Source organism: Pseudomonas sp. DCB_BI (genome assembly GCF_026240995.1).
Classification (GTDB): Bacteria; Pseudomonadota; Gammaproteobacteria; order Pseudomonadales; family Pseudomonadaceae; genus Aquipseudomonas.
The window spans coordinates 71,497-91,487 of the sequence record NZ_JAPFCG010000005.1; the positions used below are offsets into that span (position 1 = coordinate 71,497).

At 63.9% G+C, this 19,991-nt stretch carries 15 protein-coding genes; 5 read left to right on the forward strand and 10 right to left on the reverse strand.

The window, feature by feature from the left end; all coding sequences use genetic code 11:
- Positions 1–6: 6 nt before the first annotated feature.
- The 7 genes from OO258_RS07200 to gspG form a co-directional block, all read right to left on the reverse strand.
- Positions 7–1,623: a response regulator gene (locus OO258_RS07200; protein ID WP_266029467.1), complete on the reverse strand. Its 1,617-nt coding sequence runs from the start codon at positions 1,621–1,623 to the stop codon at positions 7–9.
- Positions 1,624–1,701: 78 nt separating this feature from the next.
- Positions 1,702–2,757: a HEAT repeat domain-containing protein gene (locus tag OO258_RS07205; protein WP_110743020.1), complete on the reverse strand. Its 1,056-nt coding sequence runs from the start codon at positions 2,755–2,757 to the stop codon at positions 1,702–1,704.
- 226 nt (positions 2,758–2,983) lie between these two features.
- Complete coding sequence (locus tag OO258_RS07210; RefSeq protein ID WP_110743019.1) at positions 2,984–4,399, reverse strand: efflux transporter outer membrane subunit; 1,416 nt, start codon at positions 4,397–4,399, stop codon at positions 2,984–2,986.
- The gene (locus OO258_RS07215) at positions 4,396–7,575 is read right to left on the reverse strand and encodes an efflux RND transporter permease subunit (RefSeq protein ID WP_110743018.1); all 3,180 of its coding nucleotides are present in this window, start codon (positions 7,573–7,575) and stop codon (positions 4,396–4,398) included. The genes OO258_RS07210 and OO258_RS07215 overlap by 4 nt, the downstream gene beginning before the upstream one ends.
- Before the next feature lie 12 nt (positions 7,576–7,587).
- Entirely contained in the window at positions 7,588–8,829 is a 1,242-nt protein-coding gene (mexE, locus tag OO258_RS07220; RefSeq protein ID WP_266029469.1) for a multidrug efflux RND transporter periplasmic adaptor subunit MexE, read from the reverse strand.
- A 204-nt stretch (positions 8,830–9,033) separates the two neighbouring features.
- Complete coding sequence (locus OO258_RS07225) at positions 9,034–10,224, reverse strand: type II secretion system F family protein (RefSeq protein WP_266029473.1); 1,191 nt, start codon at positions 10,222–10,224, stop codon at positions 9,034–9,036.
- Between the two features lie 11 nt (positions 10,225–10,235).
- The gene (gene gspG, locus OO258_RS07230; RefSeq protein ID WP_110743299.1) at positions 10,236–10,661 is read right to left on the reverse strand and encodes a type II secretion system major pseudopilin GspG; all 426 of its coding nucleotides are present in this window, start codon (positions 10,659–10,661) and stop codon (positions 10,236–10,238) included.
- Between the two features lie 185 nt (positions 10,662–10,846).
- Here gspG and OO258_RS07235 point away from each other — a divergent pair, with 185 nt between their 5' ends.
- The 4 genes from OO258_RS07235 (at position 10,847) to OO258_RS07250 (ending at position 16,207) form a co-directional block, all read left to right on the forward strand.
- A complete protein-coding gene (locus OO258_RS07235) occupies positions 10,847–11,440 on the forward strand; it encodes a transglycosylase SLT domain-containing protein (RefSeq protein WP_266029476.1) in 594 nt (197 codons plus the stop codon).
- 123 nt (positions 11,441–11,563) lie between these two features.
- The gene (locus OO258_RS07240) at positions 11,564–13,024 is read left to right on the forward strand and encodes a sensor histidine kinase (protein ID WP_266029478.1); all 1,461 of its coding nucleotides are present in this window, start codon (positions 11,564–11,566) and stop codon (positions 13,022–13,024) included.
- Positions 13,025–13,317: 293 nt separating this feature from the next.
- Complete coding sequence (locus tag OO258_RS07245; RefSeq protein WP_266029481.1) at positions 13,318–14,811, forward strand: sensor histidine kinase; 1,494 nt, start codon at positions 13,318–13,320, stop codon at positions 14,809–14,811.
- Positions 14,780–16,207 (forward strand): sigma-54-dependent transcriptional regulator, encoded by a 1,428-nt coding sequence (locus OO258_RS07250; RefSeq protein WP_266029483.1) that lies wholly within the window; start codon positions 14,780–14,782, stop codon positions 16,205–16,207. Before OO258_RS07245 ends, OO258_RS07250 begins: the two co-directional genes overlap by 32 nt.
- A gap of 19 nt (positions 16,208–16,226) precedes the next feature.
- Here the strand turns inward: OO258_RS07250 and OO258_RS07255 are convergent, their stop codons facing one another.
- The 3 genes from OO258_RS07255 to OO258_RS07265 form a co-directional block, all read right to left on the reverse strand.
- Entirely contained in the window at positions 16,227–16,532 is a 306-nt protein-coding gene (locus OO258_RS07255; RefSeq protein ID WP_266029485.1) for a hypothetical protein, read from the reverse strand.
- Positions 16,533–16,616: 84 nt separating this feature from the next.
- A complete protein-coding gene (locus tag OO258_RS07260) occupies positions 16,617–17,969 on the reverse strand; it encodes a GntP family permease (RefSeq protein ID WP_003253832.1) in 1,353 nt (450 codons plus the stop codon).
- Positions 17,970–18,080: 111 nt separating this feature from the next.
- A complete protein-coding gene (locus OO258_RS07265) occupies positions 18,081–18,620 on the reverse strand; it encodes a gluconokinase (protein ID WP_110743010.1) in 540 nt (179 codons plus the stop codon).
- A 207-nt stretch (positions 18,621–18,827) separates the two neighbouring features.
- Between OO258_RS07265 and OO258_RS07270 the strand changes: the two genes are divergently transcribed.
- Positions 18,828–19,847 (forward strand): LacI family DNA-binding transcriptional regulator, encoded by a 1,020-nt coding sequence (locus OO258_RS07270; RefSeq protein ID WP_266029487.1) that lies wholly within the window; start codon positions 18,828–18,830, stop codon positions 19,845–19,847.
- Positions 19,848–19,991: the final 144 nt, after the last annotated feature.

A 19,991-nucleotide genomic window follows, 5' to 3' on the forward strand; every position in this document is an offset into this window, starting at 1 on the left:
CGCCCTTCAGGGCTTGCCGAGAATCTCCGTCACCTGCGCCTGCAGCTGTTGCAGTTCGAAGGGTTTGCAGATCAGGTGCATGCCTGCGCCCAGAAAGCCTTCCCGGGCCATTGCCGTTTCCGCGTAGCCGGTGATGAACAACACTGGCAAGCCTGGGCGCAGCGTGCGCGCGATCTCGGCCAGTTGGCGGCCGTTCATGCCGGGCAAGCCGACATCGCTGACCAACAGGTCCACTGGCTGCGACGAGCGCAGCACCGCGAGCCCGTCGCTGGCATTCGCTGCGCTGTGGCATGAAAAGCCGTGGTCGCGCAGGGTCTGGCACAGCAACTGGCGCACATGCGGGTCGTCCTCCACCAGCAGTACCCGATGGCCCCTGCTTGCTTGTCTGGGGGAGGGCGGCAAGGCGGTTTCCTGAGCCTGCCCAACATGCCGCGGCAGGTACAGGTCTACCCGCGTTCCCTGGCCAATCTGGCTACGCAGCGTGACATGCCCATGGGACTGCTTGCTGAAACCGTACACCATCGACAGACCCAGGCCGATGCCCTGGCCCGTTGCCTTGGTACTGAAGAACGGTTCGAAAGCGTGTTCCAGTGTGCTTTGGGCCATGCCTTGGCCGTCGTCGATGATGCTCAGGCGCAGGTAGTCCCCGGGGCACAACGCGCCCCCTGCCCATTGCCTGCTGTCGATGTGCTGGTTGCTTGCCTCGATACGCAGCAGGCCGCCGCTGGGCATGGCTTCGCAGGCGTTGAGCAGCAGGTTGTCCAGGGCTTCCTGCAATTGCTGGTCGTCGGCTTCCACCGGCCACAGGCCCCTGGCGAGCTGCACCTGCAGGGTTATCCTGGGGTTCAGGCTGGCCTTCAGGCGCTTGGCCTTGAGCACACCACGCAGGTCGATGCGCTGGTTGCGCAACGATTGCCGGGAAGAAAAGGCCAGCAGGCGATGAGTCAACTGGGCGGCGCGTGACACCGCCTCGCGGCCCATGCGCAAGACACCGTCCAAGCTGTCGGCGCGGCCCTGACTCAGGCGTCGCTCGATCAGCTCGAAACTGCCGCCGATGCTGGTGAGCAGGTTATTGAAGTCATGGGCCACCCCACCCGCCAGTTGGCCGATGGCTTCCATCTTGCGGGTCTGATGGGCGGCGAACACCCTGCGCTCCTGCTCCTCGCAGGGCTGTGGAAGCTGGGCGTCCAGGCGCTGCTGCAAGCATTGGAGCTGATCACGCGCCCGGTACTGCCTGCGGCGGTTGCGCAGGGCGGATCGGGTCATGTGCAACAGCTGGGCGTTTTCAAAGGGTGCGACCAGCAATACCAGGTTGCCGACCGGGTGATTACCGGCGCCAGCCGCCGACCAGGCACTTTGGGTGAGCAGCACGATCGGTAGATCCGACCAGTTCGGCTGCTGATCGATGAATGCCTGCAGCAACGCGCTGGGGCCCTGGTTGAACACCTGCTCGGCAATGATCGCCAGCCCCGCACCCTCGCTCAGGCGCGCCTGCAGGTTGTCCAAGTCGACCGCGCACAGGCTATCGATGCCGGCCGAGGCGAGCAGGCGCGAGGTCTCCGCAGCTAACGGCGGGGGTGCCAGGATCAAGGCACGTTCATCCAGCGCCAACGAACTCGCCACAACGACTCTCCTGCAAGGTGGGCTGATAACCACTGGACCCTGGCGTAAACCCAGGGTTCAACAATGTTCAGAGAATGCCTACAGGCCCTGTTGCAGCACGGGGTCGTCAGGGTTCTGCCGCTCCAGCTCGGCGAGTAGCACCTGTACGTTCTGTAATTGGCCAGACTCTTTCCAGTACTGGATCAGCAATACCCGCGCCCGGCGATTGGCCGGCTGCCGGTTGAGCACGGTTTCCAGCTGTTTCTGGGCGGCATCGAGTTGGTCCAGGTCATGCAGGGTGAGCGCCAGTGTATAGCGGTAGTCGGTGTTGTCAGGGTCTAGCTCGACGGCGCGGGAAAGGGCCAGCAAGGCGTATTCGCGCTGTTCATGGCGGTTCAGCCAGCGCCCCAGTTCATACTGTAGAAAGGCGGAGTCGGGGCTCAGCGCCAAGGCTTTGCCCAAGACCTGGCGCGAGGCATCGTGATGCCCCTGGCGCTCCAGCAAGCGTACCTGGGTGGCCAGGGCGTCGAGGTTGCCGGGGGCGACCGCCAGTGCTCGCTGCAGGGCCGCAGCGGCCTGGGTGTAGTCGCTTTCGTGCAGGTACAGGCGCGCCAGGTGCACCTGGGCGTCGGCATCCTCGGGTTGTTGCTCGAGAGCCTGCTGGTACTGTTCCAGTGCTGCCTGCAGCGGGCCGAAGTACAGGCCGATGTCGTCCGGGGCAAGCCCGAGCAGGGCATCTACTGCGCCAAAGCGTACGCTTTGCTCATCGTCGTCCAGCAGCGGGCCGAGCACCAGGCTGCGTTGCGCCGCCGGCAGCAGGCGGCGGATGCTGGTGATGGCCGCACGGCGCACCAGCGGGTCGGCATGTTCCAGATCCTGGCGGGCGAGTTTCAATGCCTGCGGCGAGGGGTAGTTGGGCAGCTCGGCGTACAGCGCCGCCCGACGAATGGCGGGCAGGTCGTTACGTTGCAGTTGCTGGTACAACACCCGGGCAGCGCCGGGCTGGCCCTCGTGGGCCTGGCGTAGGGCCTTGGCATAGCTGTGCGCGGGCAAGGTCGGCTGGGCGGGCGGAGCATCGCGCCACAGGTAGCCGAACAGGGCCGATACCAGGATCAACAGCAGCACGGCGATCAGGTAGCGGTTGCGTCTGGGCATCGGGCGGTCCGTGGCGGCGGGAAGGGCAGAGCTTGGGGCAGGCAGGGGGTAAATGCAACCGAGGGGGCCAGTTGTCATCAGGGAGTCTGTGCGGTGGCGATGCGTGCACGGCTGGCGATTGCCCTGTGCTGCAACTGCCGAGGCATAAAAAAGCCCCGCAAACCAGAGCCTGCGGGGCAAACGGTTGGGGGAGGAGCCAACCAAAGGAGTCGTTGAAGCAGTGGGATCAGGGTGCGCTGGCCACCGTCTCCGGTTGCCAGCCGCCACCCAGGGCCTTGTAGATCGAGACAATGCCGCGGTACAGCTCGACCTCGCCCTGGGCCTGTGCATCTTCAGCGCTTAGCCGCTCACGCTCGGCATCGAGCAGCACCAGGTAGTCCACCGTGCCCTCGCGATAACGAATCGAAGCCAGCTCCGCCGCCTTGCGGCTGGCGTCACTCTGGCGCATCAGCGAGAGCAGTCGCTGTTGGGTTTTGTCGTAATCACTGAACGCGTTGGCCGATTCTTCCAGGGCCAGTAATACCTGTTGCTCGTAGTTGGCCAATGCCCCTTCGGCATCAGCCTTGGCACCGCGTAGACGGGCGCGCACGCTACCCAGGTCGAAGGCCGCCCAGGTAATGCTCGGCCCCAGTGCCCAGGCATTGGCCGCCGACGAGCCGATCTGCGAGCCCCGTGCGGCAGTAAAGCCGAGGAAGCCGCTGAGGCTCACGCGGGGGAACAGGTCGGCAGTGGCCACGCCAACGTTGGCGGTGGCGGCTGCCAGCTGGCGTTCGGCGCTGCGGATGTCCGGGCGCCGGCGCAGCAGCTCGCCCGGGTCGCCTACCGGCAACGCTTTGGCGATGGCCGGCAAGGCTTTGGGCGACAGGTCGATGCTGAGCGCATCAGGTCGTTGACCGAGCAAGGTGGCGATACGGTGCCGTGCCCGCGCCTGTTCGGCCTGCAGTTGCGGCACTGTGGCTTCGACCCCGGCCAGGCGGGCATCGGCACGCACCACGTCGAGGTCGTTGCCCACGCCGGCATCGCGCAGGGTCTCGGTGATGGTGCGCGATTCCTGCTGGGTCTTGAGGTTGGCCAGGGCGATCTTCTCGCGCAATTGCGCGCCACGCAGCTGCCCATAAGCATCCACCAGCTCGGCGATCAGGCTGACTTGCAACTGCTGCAGGTCGGCGGCGGCCACTGCTTCCTGGGCTTCGCTGGCTTCGATCTGGCGCTGAATGCGCCCGAACAGGTCAAGCTCCCAGGCCATGTCCAGGCCCAGGTCGTAGCGCTCGCTATTGACCCGTTCGGTGGTCTGGCCGGGGATCTGGCCCTTGCCGATGTCACTGCTGGCCCTGCTGGTAACCACTGGGAACGGGTCGTTCTCGGCATCTTCCCGAATCGAGCGAGCCGACTTCAGGCGGGCAAAAGCCACGCGCAAGTCACGGTTGCCGTCCAGCGACGCCTGCACCAGCTGGTTCAGCACGGGGTCGTCGAACTGCTTCCACCACAGGGTCTCGAAACGGCTAAGGTCGTAGGCCTTGGCCTGCGCGTCGCTACTCAGCCGGGCAGGCTCGGTGGCCGGGGCCTGGTAGTCCGGGCCCACCGCACAGGCCGCCAGGGCCAGTGCCAGCAGGCTTGGGGTCAGCGGTTTGAGCAGGTTCATGCATGGTTCTCCAGCACTTGGGCGTGCGCAGCCTTGCGGGCCTGGCGACGCTCGACGAAACGGCGAATCAGGAAGAAGAACACCGGGGTCAGGAACAGGCCGAACACGGTCACGCCAATCATCCCGGAGAACACCGCCACACCCATGGCGTGACGCATTTCGGAGCCTGCACCGGAGCTGAAGACCAGCGGCACCACACCCATGATGAAGGCGATGGAGGTCATCAGGATCGGCCGCAGACGCAGGCGGCAGGCTTCCAGTACCGCCGCCAGCGGGTCCAGGCCCTTGGCCTGTTCATCCTTGGCGAACTCGACGATCAGGATGGCGTTCTTGCACGCCAGGCCGACCAGGACGATCAGGCCGATCTGGGTGAAGATGTTGTTGTCTCCACCCGACACGATCACCCCGGTGATCGCCGACAGCAGGGTCATCGGCACGATCAGGATCACCGCCAGTGGCAGGCTCCAGCTTTCGTACTGGGCGGCCAGTACCAGGAAGGCCAGCAGCACGCACAGGGGGAACACGAACAGCGCGGTGTTGCCCGAGAGGATCTGCTGGTAGGTCAGGTCGGTCCACTCGAAGGTCATGCCGTTGGGCAGTTCCTCTTTCAGCAGCTTCTCGATCGCCGCTTCGGCTTGGCCGGAGCTGTAGCCCGGGGCAGCAGCGCCGTTGATCTCGGCGGTGATGAAGCCGTTGTAGTGCATGACGCGGTCCGGCCCGGAGGTGTCGCTGACCTTGAGGAAGGTCGCCAGCGGGATCATCTCGCCCAGGTTGTTGCGCACCTTCAACTGGCCGATCTGCTCGGCATCCAGGCGGAATTGCTGCTCAGCCTGGACGTTGACCTGGTAGGTGCGGCCAAAGCGGTTGAAATCGTTGGTGTACAGCGAGCCCAGGTAGACCTGCAGGGTGTCGAAAATATCGTTGATCGCCACGCCATGGGTCTTGGCCTTTTCCCGGTCGATGGCGGCATCGACCTGCGGCACGTTGACCTGGTAGCTGGTGAACAGGCCCGCCAGCTCTGGCACGTTATGGCTCTTGGCGATGATGTTCTGGGTTTCCTTGTACAGCGCTTCATAGCCCAGGTTGCCACGGTCTTCGATCTGCAGGCGGAAGCCGCCGATGGTGCCCAGGCCTTGTACCGGCGGTGGCGGGAAGATCGCGATGTAGGCGTCCTGGATGTCGGCGAACTGGGCGTTCAGCGAGGCAGCGATGGCGGCGGCTGACTGGCTCGGGTCCTTGCGCTCGTCGAACGGCTTGAGCGGGGTGAACACGATGCCGCTGTTGGGGCTGTTGGTGAACCCGTTGATCGACAGGCCAGGGAAGGCCACCGAGTCGGCCACGCCAGGCTGTTTCAGGGCGATTTCGCTCATGCGCTTGATCACCGCCTCGGTGCGGTCGAGGCTGGCGGCATCCGGCAGTTGGGCAAACGCCACCAGGTACTGCTTGTCCTGCGCTGGCACGAAGCCGGTCGGTGTGGACGAGAAGCCCAGGTAGGTCAGGCCCATCAGCCCGGCATACACGAACAGGGCGATGCCACTGGAGCGGATGACCCGGCGCACGCCACCGACGTAGCGGTTGGACGCACGGTCAAAGAAGCGGTTGAACGGGTTGAACAGCCAGCTGCCCAGCAGTTTTTCCAGGAACCGCGAGAAACGGTCCTTGGGCGCGTGGTGGTCCTTGAGCAGCACGGCAGCCAGTGCCGGCGACAGGGTGAGCGAGTTGAAGGCCGAGATCACCGTGGAAATGGCGATGGTCAGGGCAAACTGCTTGTAGAACTGCCCGGTCAGGCCGGAAATGAACGCGGCAGGGACGAACACGGCGCACAGTACCAGGGCGGTGGCGATGATCGGCCCGGTCACTTCACCCATGGCCTTTTGCGTCGCCTCCAGCGGTTTCAGGCCCAGCCCGATGTTGCGCTCGACGTTCTCCACCACGACGATCGCATCGTCCACCACGATACCGATGGCCAGCACCAGGCCGAACAGCGACAGCGCGTTGAGCGAGAAGCCGAACAGGTGCATGACAGCGAAGGTACCGATCAGCGATACCGGTACGGCCATCAGCGGGATGATCGAAGCGCGCCAGGTCTGCAGGAACAGGATGACCACGAGGACCACCAGCACCAAGGCTTCGAACAGGGTGTGCACCACTGCCTCGATGGAGCCACGGACGAACACCGTCGGGTCATAGACGATGCTGTAGTCCATGCCTTCGGGGAAGTCCTTCTTCAGCTCGGCCATTTTCGCCCGCACTTCGTCGGAGATTTCGATGGCGTTGGAGCCCGGGCGCTGGAAGATCGGAATGGCCACCGCCGGCTGATTGTTCAGCAGCGAGCGCAGGGCGTACTGGCTGGAGCCGAGTTCGACCCGGGCAATGTCCTTCAGGCGGGTGATTTCGCCATCGGCACCGGCACGGATGATGATGTTTTCGAACTCTTCCTCGTTGACCAGTCGCCCTTGGGTATTGATCGACAGCTGGAAGCTGGTCGAACCCGGGGCGGGCGGTGCGCCGAGCTGGCCGGCGGCGACCTGGCGGTTCTGCTCCCGGATGGCGGCTACGACATCGCTGGCGGTAAGGTTGCGCGAAGCGGTCTTGTTCGGGTCCAGCCACACGCGCAGCGAGTAGTCACCCATGCCGAACAGTTGCACATCGCCCACGCCGCCGAGGCGCGCCAGTTCGTCCTTGATGTTGAGAATGGCGTAGTTGGACAGGTAGAGCATGTCGTAGCGGTTGTCCGGCGAGGTCAGGTGCACGACCATGGTCAGGTCGGGCGAGGCCTTGTCGACGGTGATACCGATACGGGTCACTTCCTCGGGCAGCTTGGGCTGGGTGCGGGTGACGCGGTTCTGCACCTGCACCTGCGCGTTGTCCAGGTCGGTACCCAGGGCGAAGGTGATGGTCAGCGTCAGCTTGCCATCAGCGGTGGACTGGGAGGACATGTACAGCATGTTCTCCACGCCGGTAATGGCTTGCTCCAGGGGGGCGGCGACGGTTTCGCCGATGACCTTGGGGTTGGCCCCAGGGAAATTGGCGCGCACCACCACGGTAGGCGGCACCACCTCGGGGTATTCGCTGATCGGCAGCTGGAACAGCGAGATAGAACCCGCAATCAGCAGTACCAGGGACAGCACCGCGGCAAAGATCGGCCGGGTAATGAAGAATTTCGAGAAGTTCATCGGTGTGGTCCCTTAACCGCGTGGCGCCTGGGCGCTGGCGACTTTCACGTTGTTGCCCGCCACCTTCGGCGCCGGGGTGCTGGCCTCCAGGGCCTGGCGCTGCTGGGCGAGGGCGGCGAGGGTCTGCTCACTGGCCATCGGGGTTTCCTCGGGGGTGACCGCCGAGCCAGGCCGTACCCGCTGCAGGCCCTTGACCACGATGCGGTCTTCCTTGCCCAGGCCGCTGCGCACGATCCGCAGGCCTTCCAGCTTCGGCCCCAGTTCCACGGCGCGGTAGGCGGCCTTGTTGTCCTTGTCCATGACCAGTACGAACTTCTTGCCAAGGTCGGTGCCGACAGCCTCGTCGTTGATCAGCACGGCATCGTACTGGGCGCTGCCGACCAGCTTCAGGCGTGCGTACAGGCCCGGGGTGAACTGGCCGTCGCGGTTGTCGAACACCGCACGGCCGCGGATGGTGCCGGTGCGCGGGTTCACCTGGTTGTCGACGAAGTTCATCTGGCCCAGGTGCGGGTTGCCGGTTTCGTTGGTCAGGCCTAGGTACACCGGGGTGGTCTGGCCGCGCTGGCCTTCGCGGGCCAGCTGGGTGTACTTGAGGTACACGCGCTCGTCGGCGTCGAAGTAGGCGTAGACCTTGTCGGTCGAGACCACACTGGTCAGCGGCGTGACATCGGCGCTGACGATGTTGCCGGCGGTGAACTCGGCACGGCTGACGCGGCCACTGATGGGCGCGGTCACACGGGTGAAGCTGAGGTTGAGGCGGGCCAGGTCGAGTTGGGCCTGGATTGCGTCCACCCCGGCACGGGCTTCGGCGGCGGCACTGCTGCGCGATTCGGCCAGTTCGGCGGAGATGGCGTTGCTGTCACGCAGGCGCTCACCCCGGCGGGCTTCGTTGGCGCTGCGGATGGCGGTGGCCTTGGCCTGTTGCAGCTGGGCTTCAAGGCGGCGGACTTCAGCCTGGAACGGGCGCGGGTCGATCTGGAACAGCAGGTCGCCTTTCTTGACCTGGGCGCCTTCGGTGAAGGCGACCTGGTCGATCTGGCCGGAGACCCGTGGGCGCACTTCGACGGTTTCAGGGGCTTCGAGGCGGCCGGTGAACTCGTCCCATTCGTTGATCGGTTGCTCGATCACCTTGGCCACACTGACTTTGGGCGCGGCGGGAGCCTGCACGGCGTCGGGGGTTCGACCGCAAGCGCTGATCACCACCACTGCCAAAGCAGCGAGGGGGAAGCGCAAGGGTTTGAGTGATTGTTCCATGGAGAACTCCGCCAATGTATTAGTAGTGGGCGGAGTGTGAGTGTGTTGCGCGTGAGGCACGAATCGAACGGGACGAAGGTCATTATCACGCTGAATGATATGTGCGGATCCATCATCGATTGGCGGCATGGTAGAGGATTTCAGGGCCGCAAAGCAGCCCGTCGCGACACAAAGGCGCTCCGCCAGGTGAACGTGGTCACCTGGTCAGTGAATGCTTGAGGCCAGCTCGAAGATGGGCATGTACATGAGGATCACGATCAGGCCGATCAGCAAGCCGATGAAGGTCATCAGCAACGGCTCGAACAGCTTGACGAACCATTCCACCCAACGGCCGATTTCCTGGTCGTGGAAGTCGGCGCAGCGCTCCAGCATCTCACCGAGGTTGCCGGACTGCTCGCCGGCCCGCAGCAAGCGCAGTGACACCGGCGTGACCAGGTGGCCGGCTTCCAGTGCATCGGACAGCGGCAGGCCTTCGCCGACCCGCTGGCTGGCTTGTTCCAGGCCCTGGGCTGCCGCGCTGCCGAGCAGGCCACGGGCCATGCCCATGGCGGTAAGGATGGGAATGCCACCTTGCAGCAGGATACCCAGCGAGCGGTAGAAGCGCGCCAGTTCATACATCATCAGGCGCTGGTGCAGGGCCGGCAGACGCCGCAGCTGGCAGGATGCCCAGTGCCGTACCCGGGGGTGCCGGCGCAGCAGCCACAGCGCCGTTACGCCAGCGACAGTGGCCAACGCCAGGGGCAACTGCTCGGCATGCAGGAACAGGCCGATCTGCATCAGCATCCGCGACAGCCAGGGCAGCTCGGTGCCCATGCCTTCGAATACCTGGCTGAACCGCGGCACCACGTAGCCAAGCAGGAACAGCACCACGCCACCCCCTACCAGCAAGAGCAGCAAGGGGTATACCGAAGCGCCCACCAGCTTCTGCCGGACCAGGTCCAGGCGCTGGCGATAGCTGATGTAGCGGGCGAGAGCATCACCCAGCGCCCCGGTGCGCTCGCTTGACTGCACCAGTGCCACGTACAGCGGCGGGAACACGCGGGGTTGTTGGCCCAAGGCCTGTGACAGCGAGCGGCCTTCGTACAATTGGCGTACCAGTTCGCTCAGCACTTTGCGCGCGGCTGAAGCCGGTGCCTTCTCTGCCAGGCTCTCCAATGCATCGATCAGCGGCAGGCCGGCATTGAGCAAGGTCGACAGTTCCTGGCTGAACAGGACCAGGTCGAACGCCGCTTCGCGCCGCCAGGCCATACCCCGCAAGGCACCGCCGCTGCCGCGCAGGCTAAGTACGCGCAGGCCTTGGTCCTCGGCCAGGCGGCGCGCCTGGTCAGCGTCCTCGGCGTCAATCTGCAACTGCACCACGCCCTGCCTACCCAGGGCCTTCAGGCTGTAGCGCATGGCGGCTCTCCCTATTGCCAACTGGTGATTTCGGCATTTTCCCCGTCACCGCCCGGCTGGCCGTCCTTGCCCATTGACAGCAGGTCGTATTCACCGCCGTTCTCGCCAGGCTGCCGGTAGATATACGGGCGCCCCCACGGGTCTTGTGGCACGGCTTTTTGCAGGTAGGGACCGGTCCAGCGAGGTTCGCCATTGGGGGCAATCACCAGAGCCTGCAAGCCTTGCTCGCTATTGGGGTAGTGGCCGACCTCCAGGCGGTACAGGTCCAGGGCCTTGCTCAGCCCCTCAATTTGCGCCCGCGCTACCTTGGCCTCGGAGCGGCCCAGCTGACTGAAATACTTGGGCGCGACGATGCCGGCCAGCAGGCCGAGCACCACCAGTACCACCAAAAGTTCAAGCAGGGTGAAGCCACGTTGGGGGTTGGATCTGCGCTGCATGGTGAAGCCCTCCACTGCATGGGAACACAGGTTGCCAGGCAGCATGCAACAGCCGTGCACGTCTGCCTCGGGGCCTTGCGCCATGCGGCACAGGAAGCGGCACAGTGCTTGCGTCGTGGTCTGCGTCCTCGGGTTTTCCGGGGGATTTCCCCCACATCGGGGGCCACGACGAAGAGGCGGCCGACATGCGTGGACTCATCCTTGGCTTGTTCTGGCTGGCGGCAGGTACTGCCCAGGCCGATATGTACATCTCCATCGATGCCAAGGGCGGCTACGTATTGAGCAACGTCCATCGACCCGGGCGCCACTACGAGAAGGTGATCAGCGAACCGCTGGCCCAGGCCGGTCCGGCCAAGGCGCAGATGATCACCGGGCGCCCGTACGCCGAAGTGGTCGCCACGGCGGCCCGCATCCACAATGTACCGCCGGCGCTGCTCCATGCGCTGATCAAGGCTGAGTCCGGCTACAACCCCAAGGCGCGTTCCCGGGCGGGGGCAGTGGGGCTGATGCAGCTGATGCCGGATACCGCGCGCGAAATGGGCGTGGAAGACCGCCTGGACCCGGAAGACAACGTGCAGGGCGGAGCACGCTACATCAAGCAGATGCTCAAGCTTTTCGACAATGACATCACCCTGGCCGTGGCGGCCTATAACGCCGGCCCGGATGCCGTGCTGCGGCGCGGCGCGGTACCACCGTTCGCCGAAACCCGGCGTTATGTGCCCACGGTGTTGCGGGAGTATCGCAAGTTGCAAGGGCTGGCGGATGATTCGCCGTTGTAAGCGACAACCCATGGCCGCGCTCACGACAGGAATGACCCTTCGGCGGATGCTATCAATTTAGCACTATGGTTTCCCCAACTCTGGGCTATAACCATCTGAAGGTGCCCAGCAGTGGAGTCCATCATGGACCTCGCCCCTCGTTCCGACGCCATTGAAGTGCCTGCCGGTAGCGAGCTGGCCGCCCCGCGCAAGCCGTTCAACCTGCTGCGCTGGTACGCCTGGGTCAGCCTGGCGATCATCCTGTCGGTAGCTGCGGGGCTGGGGCTGATTTCCAGCCGCTTCATCATCGACGAAAGCGTCGAACGCGACGCCTTGCTCACCGCGCAATTCATCACCTCCATTGCCGATGCCGAAGTACGCCATGTGTCTATCCCCAACGTGCGCACCATGGGCGAGCTACTGGACCCGCGCACCGATCGCGCCAACCTCCCTGATGTCGACCCGGATGCCCGGCGCAAGGCCCGCGGTGAGTTCCTCGACCACATCGCCCACCTGCCCGACATGCTGCTGGCCAACATCTACGCCCCGGACCGCACGGTGATCTGGTCCAGCAACCCGGCGTTGATCGGCAGGCTGATCGAGGGCGACGACGACCTGGACCGGGCGTTCCAGTACAAGATGCGGGTGTCGGCCAGCTACCACAACTTCGAACAGGCCCGCTCCGAGCAGAAGTTCGTGACCCCACCCGAGCAGTTGTTCATCGAGAACTACATTCCGCTGTTCGATGCCGATGGCGAGCAGGTCACGGCCATGGTCGAAATCTACAAGGAGCCCCATGACCTGATCGTGCGCATCGAGCATGGCCTGGTTCTGATCTGGCTGGCGATCACCGTGGGCGCCGCGCTGGTGTATGTCGGCCTCTACGGCATCATGCACCGCGCCGCCCGGTTGCTGGCGGTGCAGCAGAAGCGCCTGATCAACAGTGAAACCTACGTGGCACTGGGCGAAGTGTCATCTGCGGTGGCCCATAGCCTGCGCAACCCGCTGGCCAGCATCCGCTCCAGTGCAGAGCTGGCCCAGGCATTTGACGAAGGCCCGGCGCAACGCCAGGTCAATGACATCATCAGCCAGGTCGATCGCATGTCGCAGTGGATCCGCCAGATGCTGCAGTCCCTGCGCCCGCTGAACGATGAGGCGGTGGCAGTGGACTTGTCGCAGGCAGTGCAGGAAAGCCTGCAAACCTACGCGGTGCCGCTGGCGCGCGGCGGGGTGACCCTGGACTTGCAACCGTTACCGGCCGTGCAGGTGCTAGGGCACCCAGCGCTACTGCGCCAGGTGTTCAGCAGCCTGATCGCCAATGCCCTGGAATCGATGGAACAAGGTGGCCGACTGCGCATCGAGGTCGTGCGGCAGAAACGGCGCAGCCTGATCTTGCGTTTGTCCGACAATGGCAAGGGCATGAACGAAGAACAACTGCGTATGGCTTTCCGGCCGTTCTTCACCACCAAACAAGGTGGGCTGGGGGTGGGGCTGGTGCTGGTGAAGCGCATCATGGAGAGATTCGGCGGTACGGTTCGGCTTAGCAGCAGTGAAGGCCATGGCACGCGGGTTTCGCTGATTTTTCGCCTGGCAGAAAGCTCATAATCTAATTTCACTTGTACTCATAAGCTATTGATGTGAAACGATTTGATTAAGATGGGTAAAAGGTACCCAATAGTGGGGGAATATCCGCTATTGGGGGTGAAGTATGTTCAGTAAGCGACTGATATATATAGAATTGTCTTTTGTTTAATCGATTGGCTGGGTTTTTGCTTCGTATCTGTGGAGCACCACACGCGACAAATGGCAGCCATGGCTGCCTAGGTGGAATGTCATCCAACGGCGGCATGCCCGGGTCGATGCATTTCTGAACGGACGCCCTGCGCGGGAACCACGCGATGCAGATGCTGGAAAACGAAGCGCCCGACAAGGCCAGTGCGACCGCCAGCGGTCTCGCTCTACCCCTGCATGAATTCAACCTGTTGCGCTGGTTTTCGGTCATCAGCTTGTTGATCATCGCCTCGGTCGCGGGTGGACTGGGGTATGTCTCGACTCGATTCGTGGTCCGTGACAGCGTTCAGCGGGACGCAATGCTCACCGCACAGTTCATCCAGGCCATGGCCCAGGCCGAGGTGCGCCATTCGCAGTTGCCGCCGGGTACCACCATGGGCGAATTGCTCGACCCGCGCCTGGACCTGCAGCACCTGCAGTTCAGCCCGGCACTGGCTGAATCTACGCGGATCGAGTTCCTCGACCATGTCGAGCACCTGCCGGACACCTTGCTGGCCAATGTCTACGCCCGCGACCGCACCATCGTCTGGTCCACCAATTCCGAACTGATCGGCAAGCGCATTGATGCCGATGACGACCTCGACCGCGCCTTCCGCTCGCGCAAGGCTGTATCGGCCAGCTATCACAAGGCCGAGGAAGACCGCGAGGAACAGAAGTTTCAGCGTCATCCACGCTATCTGTTCATCGAGAACTACATCCCGCTGTTCGACAGCCAGGGCGAGCAGGTGCTGGCCATGGTGGAAATCTACAAGGAGCCGCAGGACCTGATTCGGCGCATTCAGCGCGGCTATGTGCTGATCTGGGCCTCGACCCTGGTGGGGGGCGCGTTGATCTACTTCGGGCTGTTCTGGATCGTGCGCCGGGCGGCGCAGATGCTGCGCCTGCAGCAGGACCGGCTGGTGGCCAGTGAAACCTACGTGGCGTTGGGCGAAATGTCGTCGGCGGTGGCCCACAGTTTGCGCAACCCGCTGGCCAACATCCGCTCCAGTGCCGAACTGGCCCAGGACATCGCCAACCCCGCCGCGCAGAAGAACATCAGCGACATCATCAGCCAGGTCGACCGTATGTCACGCTGGGTGCGCGACCTGTTGGTGTCGTTGCGCCCCAGCAGCGACGAACCCGAGCCAGTGGACCTGGTGGCGGCCATCGAGGATACCCACCTGGCCTTCGCCCAGCAGATCGAGCGCAACGGCGTACGCTTCCATTTCGAAGGGCCGGACGTGCAGTGGGTGGCCAGCCAGCCGCTGCAGCTTACCCAGATTCTCAACAGCCTGTTCGCCAATGCCCTGGAGGCCATGCCCACCGGCGGCATGCTCAATGCCCAGGTCATCGTGCAGGAGGGCCTGCGCGCCGAGTTCGTGCTCACCGACACTGGCAAGGGCATGAGCAAACAGCAGGAACAGAAGGTATTCAAGCCATTCTTCACCACCAAGCAGGGCGGCCTTGGTGTCGGCCTGGCCCTGGTCAAGCGCATCATGGAACGTTTTGGCGGCTCGGTCAGCCTGAGCAGCCGCGAAGAGGAAGGAACCCGCGTCAGCCTTACATTCAATATCGCAGCGGGAGGGGACTATGGAGCACAACATCCTGGTAGTCGAGGATGATGAAATCCTCGCCGACAACATTCGCACGTACCTGAGCCTGAAGGGCTACGAGGTCACCGTGTGCCACAGCGCGGAGCTTGCCCTGGAGCAAATCAGCCGGTTCCAGCCCGACGCGGTGCTGACCGACAACTCGCTGCCGGGCATGAGCGGGCACGACCTGCTGCGCAACCTGGTGGTCCAGGCGCCGGACCTGAAAGTGATCATGATGACCGGCTACGGCAATGTCGAAGATGCCGTGCAAGCCATGAAGGAGGGGGCCTTCCACTACCTGACCAAGCCGGTGGTGCTGGCCGAGCTCAAGCTCACCCTGGACAAGGCCTTGGCGACCGAGCGCCTGGAGCGCACGTTGTCGTTCTACCAGGAGCGCGAAGCGCAAAAGTCCGGGCTACAGGCAATGATTGGCGAGTCGCCCACCATGCTTACCCTCAAGCACACCCTGCGCCAGGTGCTCGATGCCGAGCGGCGCATGGCCAGCGACGACTTGCCGCCAGTGCTGGTCGAAGGTGAAACCGGCACTGGCAAGGAACTGGTGGCGCGCGCGCTGCATTTTGACGGCTCGCGCAGCAAGGGGCCGTTCATCGAGTTCAACTGCGCCTCGATCCCTGCCAACCTGCTGGAAGCCGAACTGTTCGGCCATGAGAAGGGCGCGTTCACCGATGCCAAGGAGCGCCGTGTCGGGCTGGTAGAGGCTGCCGATGGCGGCACCCTGTTCCTCGACGAGATCGGCGAGATGGACCTGGTGCTGCAGGCGAAGCTGCTGAAACTGCTGGAAGACCGCAGCATCCGCCGGATTGGCGCGGTGAAGGAGCGCAAGGTCGATCTGCGGGTGATCAGCGCCACCAACTGTAACCTGGAACAGATGGTGCAGCAGGGCAAGTTCCGCCGCGACCTGTTTTTCCGCCTGCGCATCATTGCTGTGAAAGTGCCACGCCTGTCTGCGCGAGGGCAGGACATACTGCTGCTGGCGCGTCACTTCCTGGCCCACCATGGCCGGCGTTATGGCAAGCCCAACCTGCGCTTTTCTGCCGAGGCGGAAAGCCTGATGCTCGGTTACAGCTGGCCTGGCAATGTGCGCGAGCTGCGCAACATGCTGGAGCAGACAGTGCTGCTGGCCCCCAACGAGGTGGTGCAGGCGCATCAGCTCAACCTGTGTATGGCCTTGGTTGATGAGCCTTTGGTGCAGCAACCGGCGCCGGCCATGTTCGAAATGCCCCGGCATGAACCGGAGCCCGGTACCAGCCTGCCGGACATGGAGCGCGACCTGGTGTGCAAGACCCTGGACCGCACCGACTGGAACGTGACCAAGTCGGCGCGCATGCTCGGGCTGTCACGGGACATGCTGCGGTACCGGATCGAGAAACTGGGCCTGACCCGGCCTGACAAGCGCCAGTGGTGACGGGGTAGCAACGATGGCTTCAGGGGCGATTACCCGGGTTTGTGCCGGTGTCACCTTGGCCCTGAGCCCCCTCCGAGCCACTGCCGCCCATCCCGGGCAAATCGCGGTCGTCAGTCTGCTCCGCAGGTGGGCTGTCCGGGTCGTTACCCTTTATGCGCGGGTCGGTATCCCGCGGCATGGGTTTTTCGATGGGGTTGAGGGTGCTATCCGCGCCAGGTTGCGGCGCGGAGCTATGCGGGTCGTCGGGGTAGGTCGGGCCGGTGCCGACGGCCAGCGCCAACGGCGAGGCGAGGAGGGCGATCAGCAGGATGCTGGAACGGGGCATGGCAAGCTCCTTTGCTTCGGTCAGGACTCATATTTCCCTTCGGCCCTAGCCGGAACGTCATGGTGCCATTACCCCGATCAACGGTTACACCACCAGCGACAGCAGCATGATGAAGATGATCCCCACGATGGAAAGAATGGTCTCCATCATGCTCCAGGTCTTGAAGGTTTCCGCCACGGTCATGTTGAAGTACTGCTTGACCAGCCAGAAGCCGGCGTCGTTCACATGCGACAGGATCAGCGAGCCGGCACCGGTGGCCAGCACCAGCAGTTCACGGTTCACCCCCGGTACCAGGTCGATCACCGGCGCGACGATGCCCGCGCCGGTAATGGTGGCGACCGTGGCAGAGCCGGTGGCGATGCGGATCACCGCCGCCACCAGCCACGCCAGCATGATCGGTGAAATTTCAGCCTGCACGGCCATCTGCCCGATCACATTACCCACCCCGGTGTCGACCAGCATCTGCTTGAAACCGCCGCCGGCACCGACGATCAGGACGATGGCGGCGGTAGGCGCCAGGCTCTGGTCGAGCATTTTCATGATCTGCTGGCGGTTGAAGCCGCGCGCGGAACCAAAGGTATAGAAGGCCAGCAGCAGGGCGGCGAGCAGGGCGGTGATCGGGTGGCCGATCAGGTCCATCCACTGGCGCACGATGTGCTCGGCAGGCAGCACCACGTCGGCAAAGGTTTTCAGCAGCATCAACGCCACCGGCAGCAGCACCGTGATCAGGGTGATGCTGAAGCTCGGCAGGTTGCCCTGATCGGATTCCTTGGCGATCTGGTCCATCAGTTCCTGGGACGGGTTGCCCGGGATATAGCGGGAGATGAAGTTCCCGAACAGCGGACCGGCAATGATCGCGGTAGGCAGCGCAACGATCAGGCCGTAGAAGATGGTCTTGCCGATGTCGGCGTGGAAAATGCCGATTGCCAGCAGTGGGCCTGGGTGGGGTGGCACCAGGCCGTGTACCACCGACAGGCCGGCCAGCAGCGGAATGCCTATCTTCACCAGCGACACCCCGGAGCGCCGGGCGACGATGAACACCAATGGAATCAACAGGACGAAACCGATTTCGAAGAATAGCGGGATGCCCACCAGGAAGGCGGCGAACATCATCGCCCAATGCACGTTCTTCTTGCCGAAGGCGCGGATCAGGGTTTGCGCGATCTGGTCGGCCCCGCCGGAATCAGCCATCAGTTTGCCAAGCATGGTGCCCAGGGCGAGCACGATGCCGACGAAGCCAAGCACGCCGCCAAACCCGTCCTGGAACGATTTCATGACCTTGGCCACCGGCATGCCGGAAGTCAGGCCCAGGAAACCGGCCGCGAGGGTGAGGGCGACGAAGGGGTGCACCTTGAAATGGGTGATCAGCAGGATCAGCCCGACGATGGTAACCAGCGCGTCGAGCAGCAGGAAGGTATCAGTAGCCAGTCCGAACATGGTTTGAAGGCCTCGGTCTTATCGTTGTTTTGGGCGGAGCTATGTGGAACTTTGCCCGCGTTCGCGGGTCGGGGTAGCGCTGTCTTTGGTGAGCCGGGAAAACCGCCAGGTTCAGGCGGTTTGCGCCAGGCCCTGCTCACCGCAGTGCTTTAGCCAGCGGTCTACCGCTTCGGCCAGTGCATCGATGGGCTGGGTGGCGTCCAGTGCCAGGGTCAGCGGTTCGCCGCGTGGCGATTCCAGGGCCGCGAACTGGCTATCGATCAGGCTGGCCGGCATGAAGTGGCCGGGGCGGGCGAGCACGCGCTTTTCGGCCTCGGCAGGGGTCAGTTCGAGGAACACGAACACCAGCCCTGGCATCGCCTCGCGCAGGGTTTCGCGATAGCGGCGCTTGAGTGCCGAGCAGGTCAGGATGGGACGCTCACCGGCCTGGGTAGTGGTTTGCAGCTCTTTACCAAGGCGCACCAGCCAGCCGGCTCGGTCGCTGTCGTCCAGCGGGATGCCAGCGCTCATCTTGCGAATGTTTTCGGCAGGGTGGAAAGCGTCGCCTTCGATCAGGCGGCCGCCGCTTCTGGCAGCGATGGCGGCACCGATGCAGCTTTTGCCGCAACCGGCCACGCCCATCACCACAATGGCGGACAGGGGAGAATTCATCAGTACCTCCTGCGGGGTGAGATAGCGCTGTCTCGTCTCAGACGTACAGCCACCTCCCCGGTGTTATTGGTCTTGTCCTTACGCAGTATGGACGCCTGGTGGCGAGCGCGTGATGGCTGCTACCAAAGATTACATTGCCTGCGTCCTGAGACAGCGCTACCTTAGTGGCCGTTCCCTCTCCTTGCAAGTAGTAAAATTACAACATCCATGTCCCGCACCGGCTCCCGAACTACAGGTCGTCCCACGCTGGCAGAAGTTGCCAGACTTTCCGGGGTTTCCCCGATTACCGCTTCGCGCGCCCTGCGCGGGGTCAGCACAGTGGCGCCGGAGCTTGTCGAAAAAGTCATTGCCGCAGCCGCAAACCTTGGCTACGTGGCCAACCATGCCGCCCGGGCGCTGGCCTCGGCACGCAGCCAGTCGGTGGTGGTGCTGATCCCGTCGCTGTCCAACCAGTTGTTCATCGACACCCTGGAGGCGATTCACGAGGTCATGCGCCCGCGTGGGTTTGAGGTGCTGATCGGCAACTATCACTACGACCTTGCCGAAGAAGAGAACCTGATCCGCAACTACCTGGCGTATCAGCCTTGCGGCATGCTGCTGACCGGTTTCGATCGCAGCGATACGGCCCGGCAGATGTTGGCCGCCAGCGGTGTGCCGTGTGTGCACATGATGGAACTCAACGGTGAGCCGGGGGCGTTGTCGGTCGGCTTTTCGCAGCAGCAGGCCGGGCGCGCAGCTGCCAGGCACTTGATCGAGCGCGGGCGCAAGCGCCTTGCCTTCATTGCTGCACAGCTCGACCCGCGGGTGATGCAGCGGGCCGAGGGCTTTCGCCAGGCGCTGGCCGAGGCCGGCCTGCAGGCGGCCGAGCTGGAAGTGCTGGCACCGGAGCCTTCGTCGATCGCGTTGGGCAGTACGTTGTTCAGCCAGTTGCTGCAGCAGGCCCCGGATGTCGACGGTATCTTCTTCTGTAACGACGACCTGGCCCAGGGTGCAGTGCTGCAGGCATTGCGCCAAGGGGTGGAGGTGCCACGCCAGGTGGCGATGGTTGGCTTCAACGACCTGCCGGCTTCGGCCCACATGGTGCCGCGCCTGACGTCGATCCGCACACCGCGGGCTGCCGTCGGTCGGGGCGCGGCGCAGGCGCTGCTGGCGTTGCTGGATGGCAAGCGGGTGGCGAATGCGCAGCAGGACCTGGGCTTTGAGCTGATGGTGCGGGAAAGCTCCTGAAGGCCCTGCGAGGTCGCAGCGACAGCGACCGCAACAGCCTGCGGATTTGGTGAACAGGTAGTAGTCACAAAGTGATAGCACTGTGCTTGCACGGCGCCTGCGGCGATCTATGCTCAGAAAACCGCGCATAAGGGAGCCCTGCGT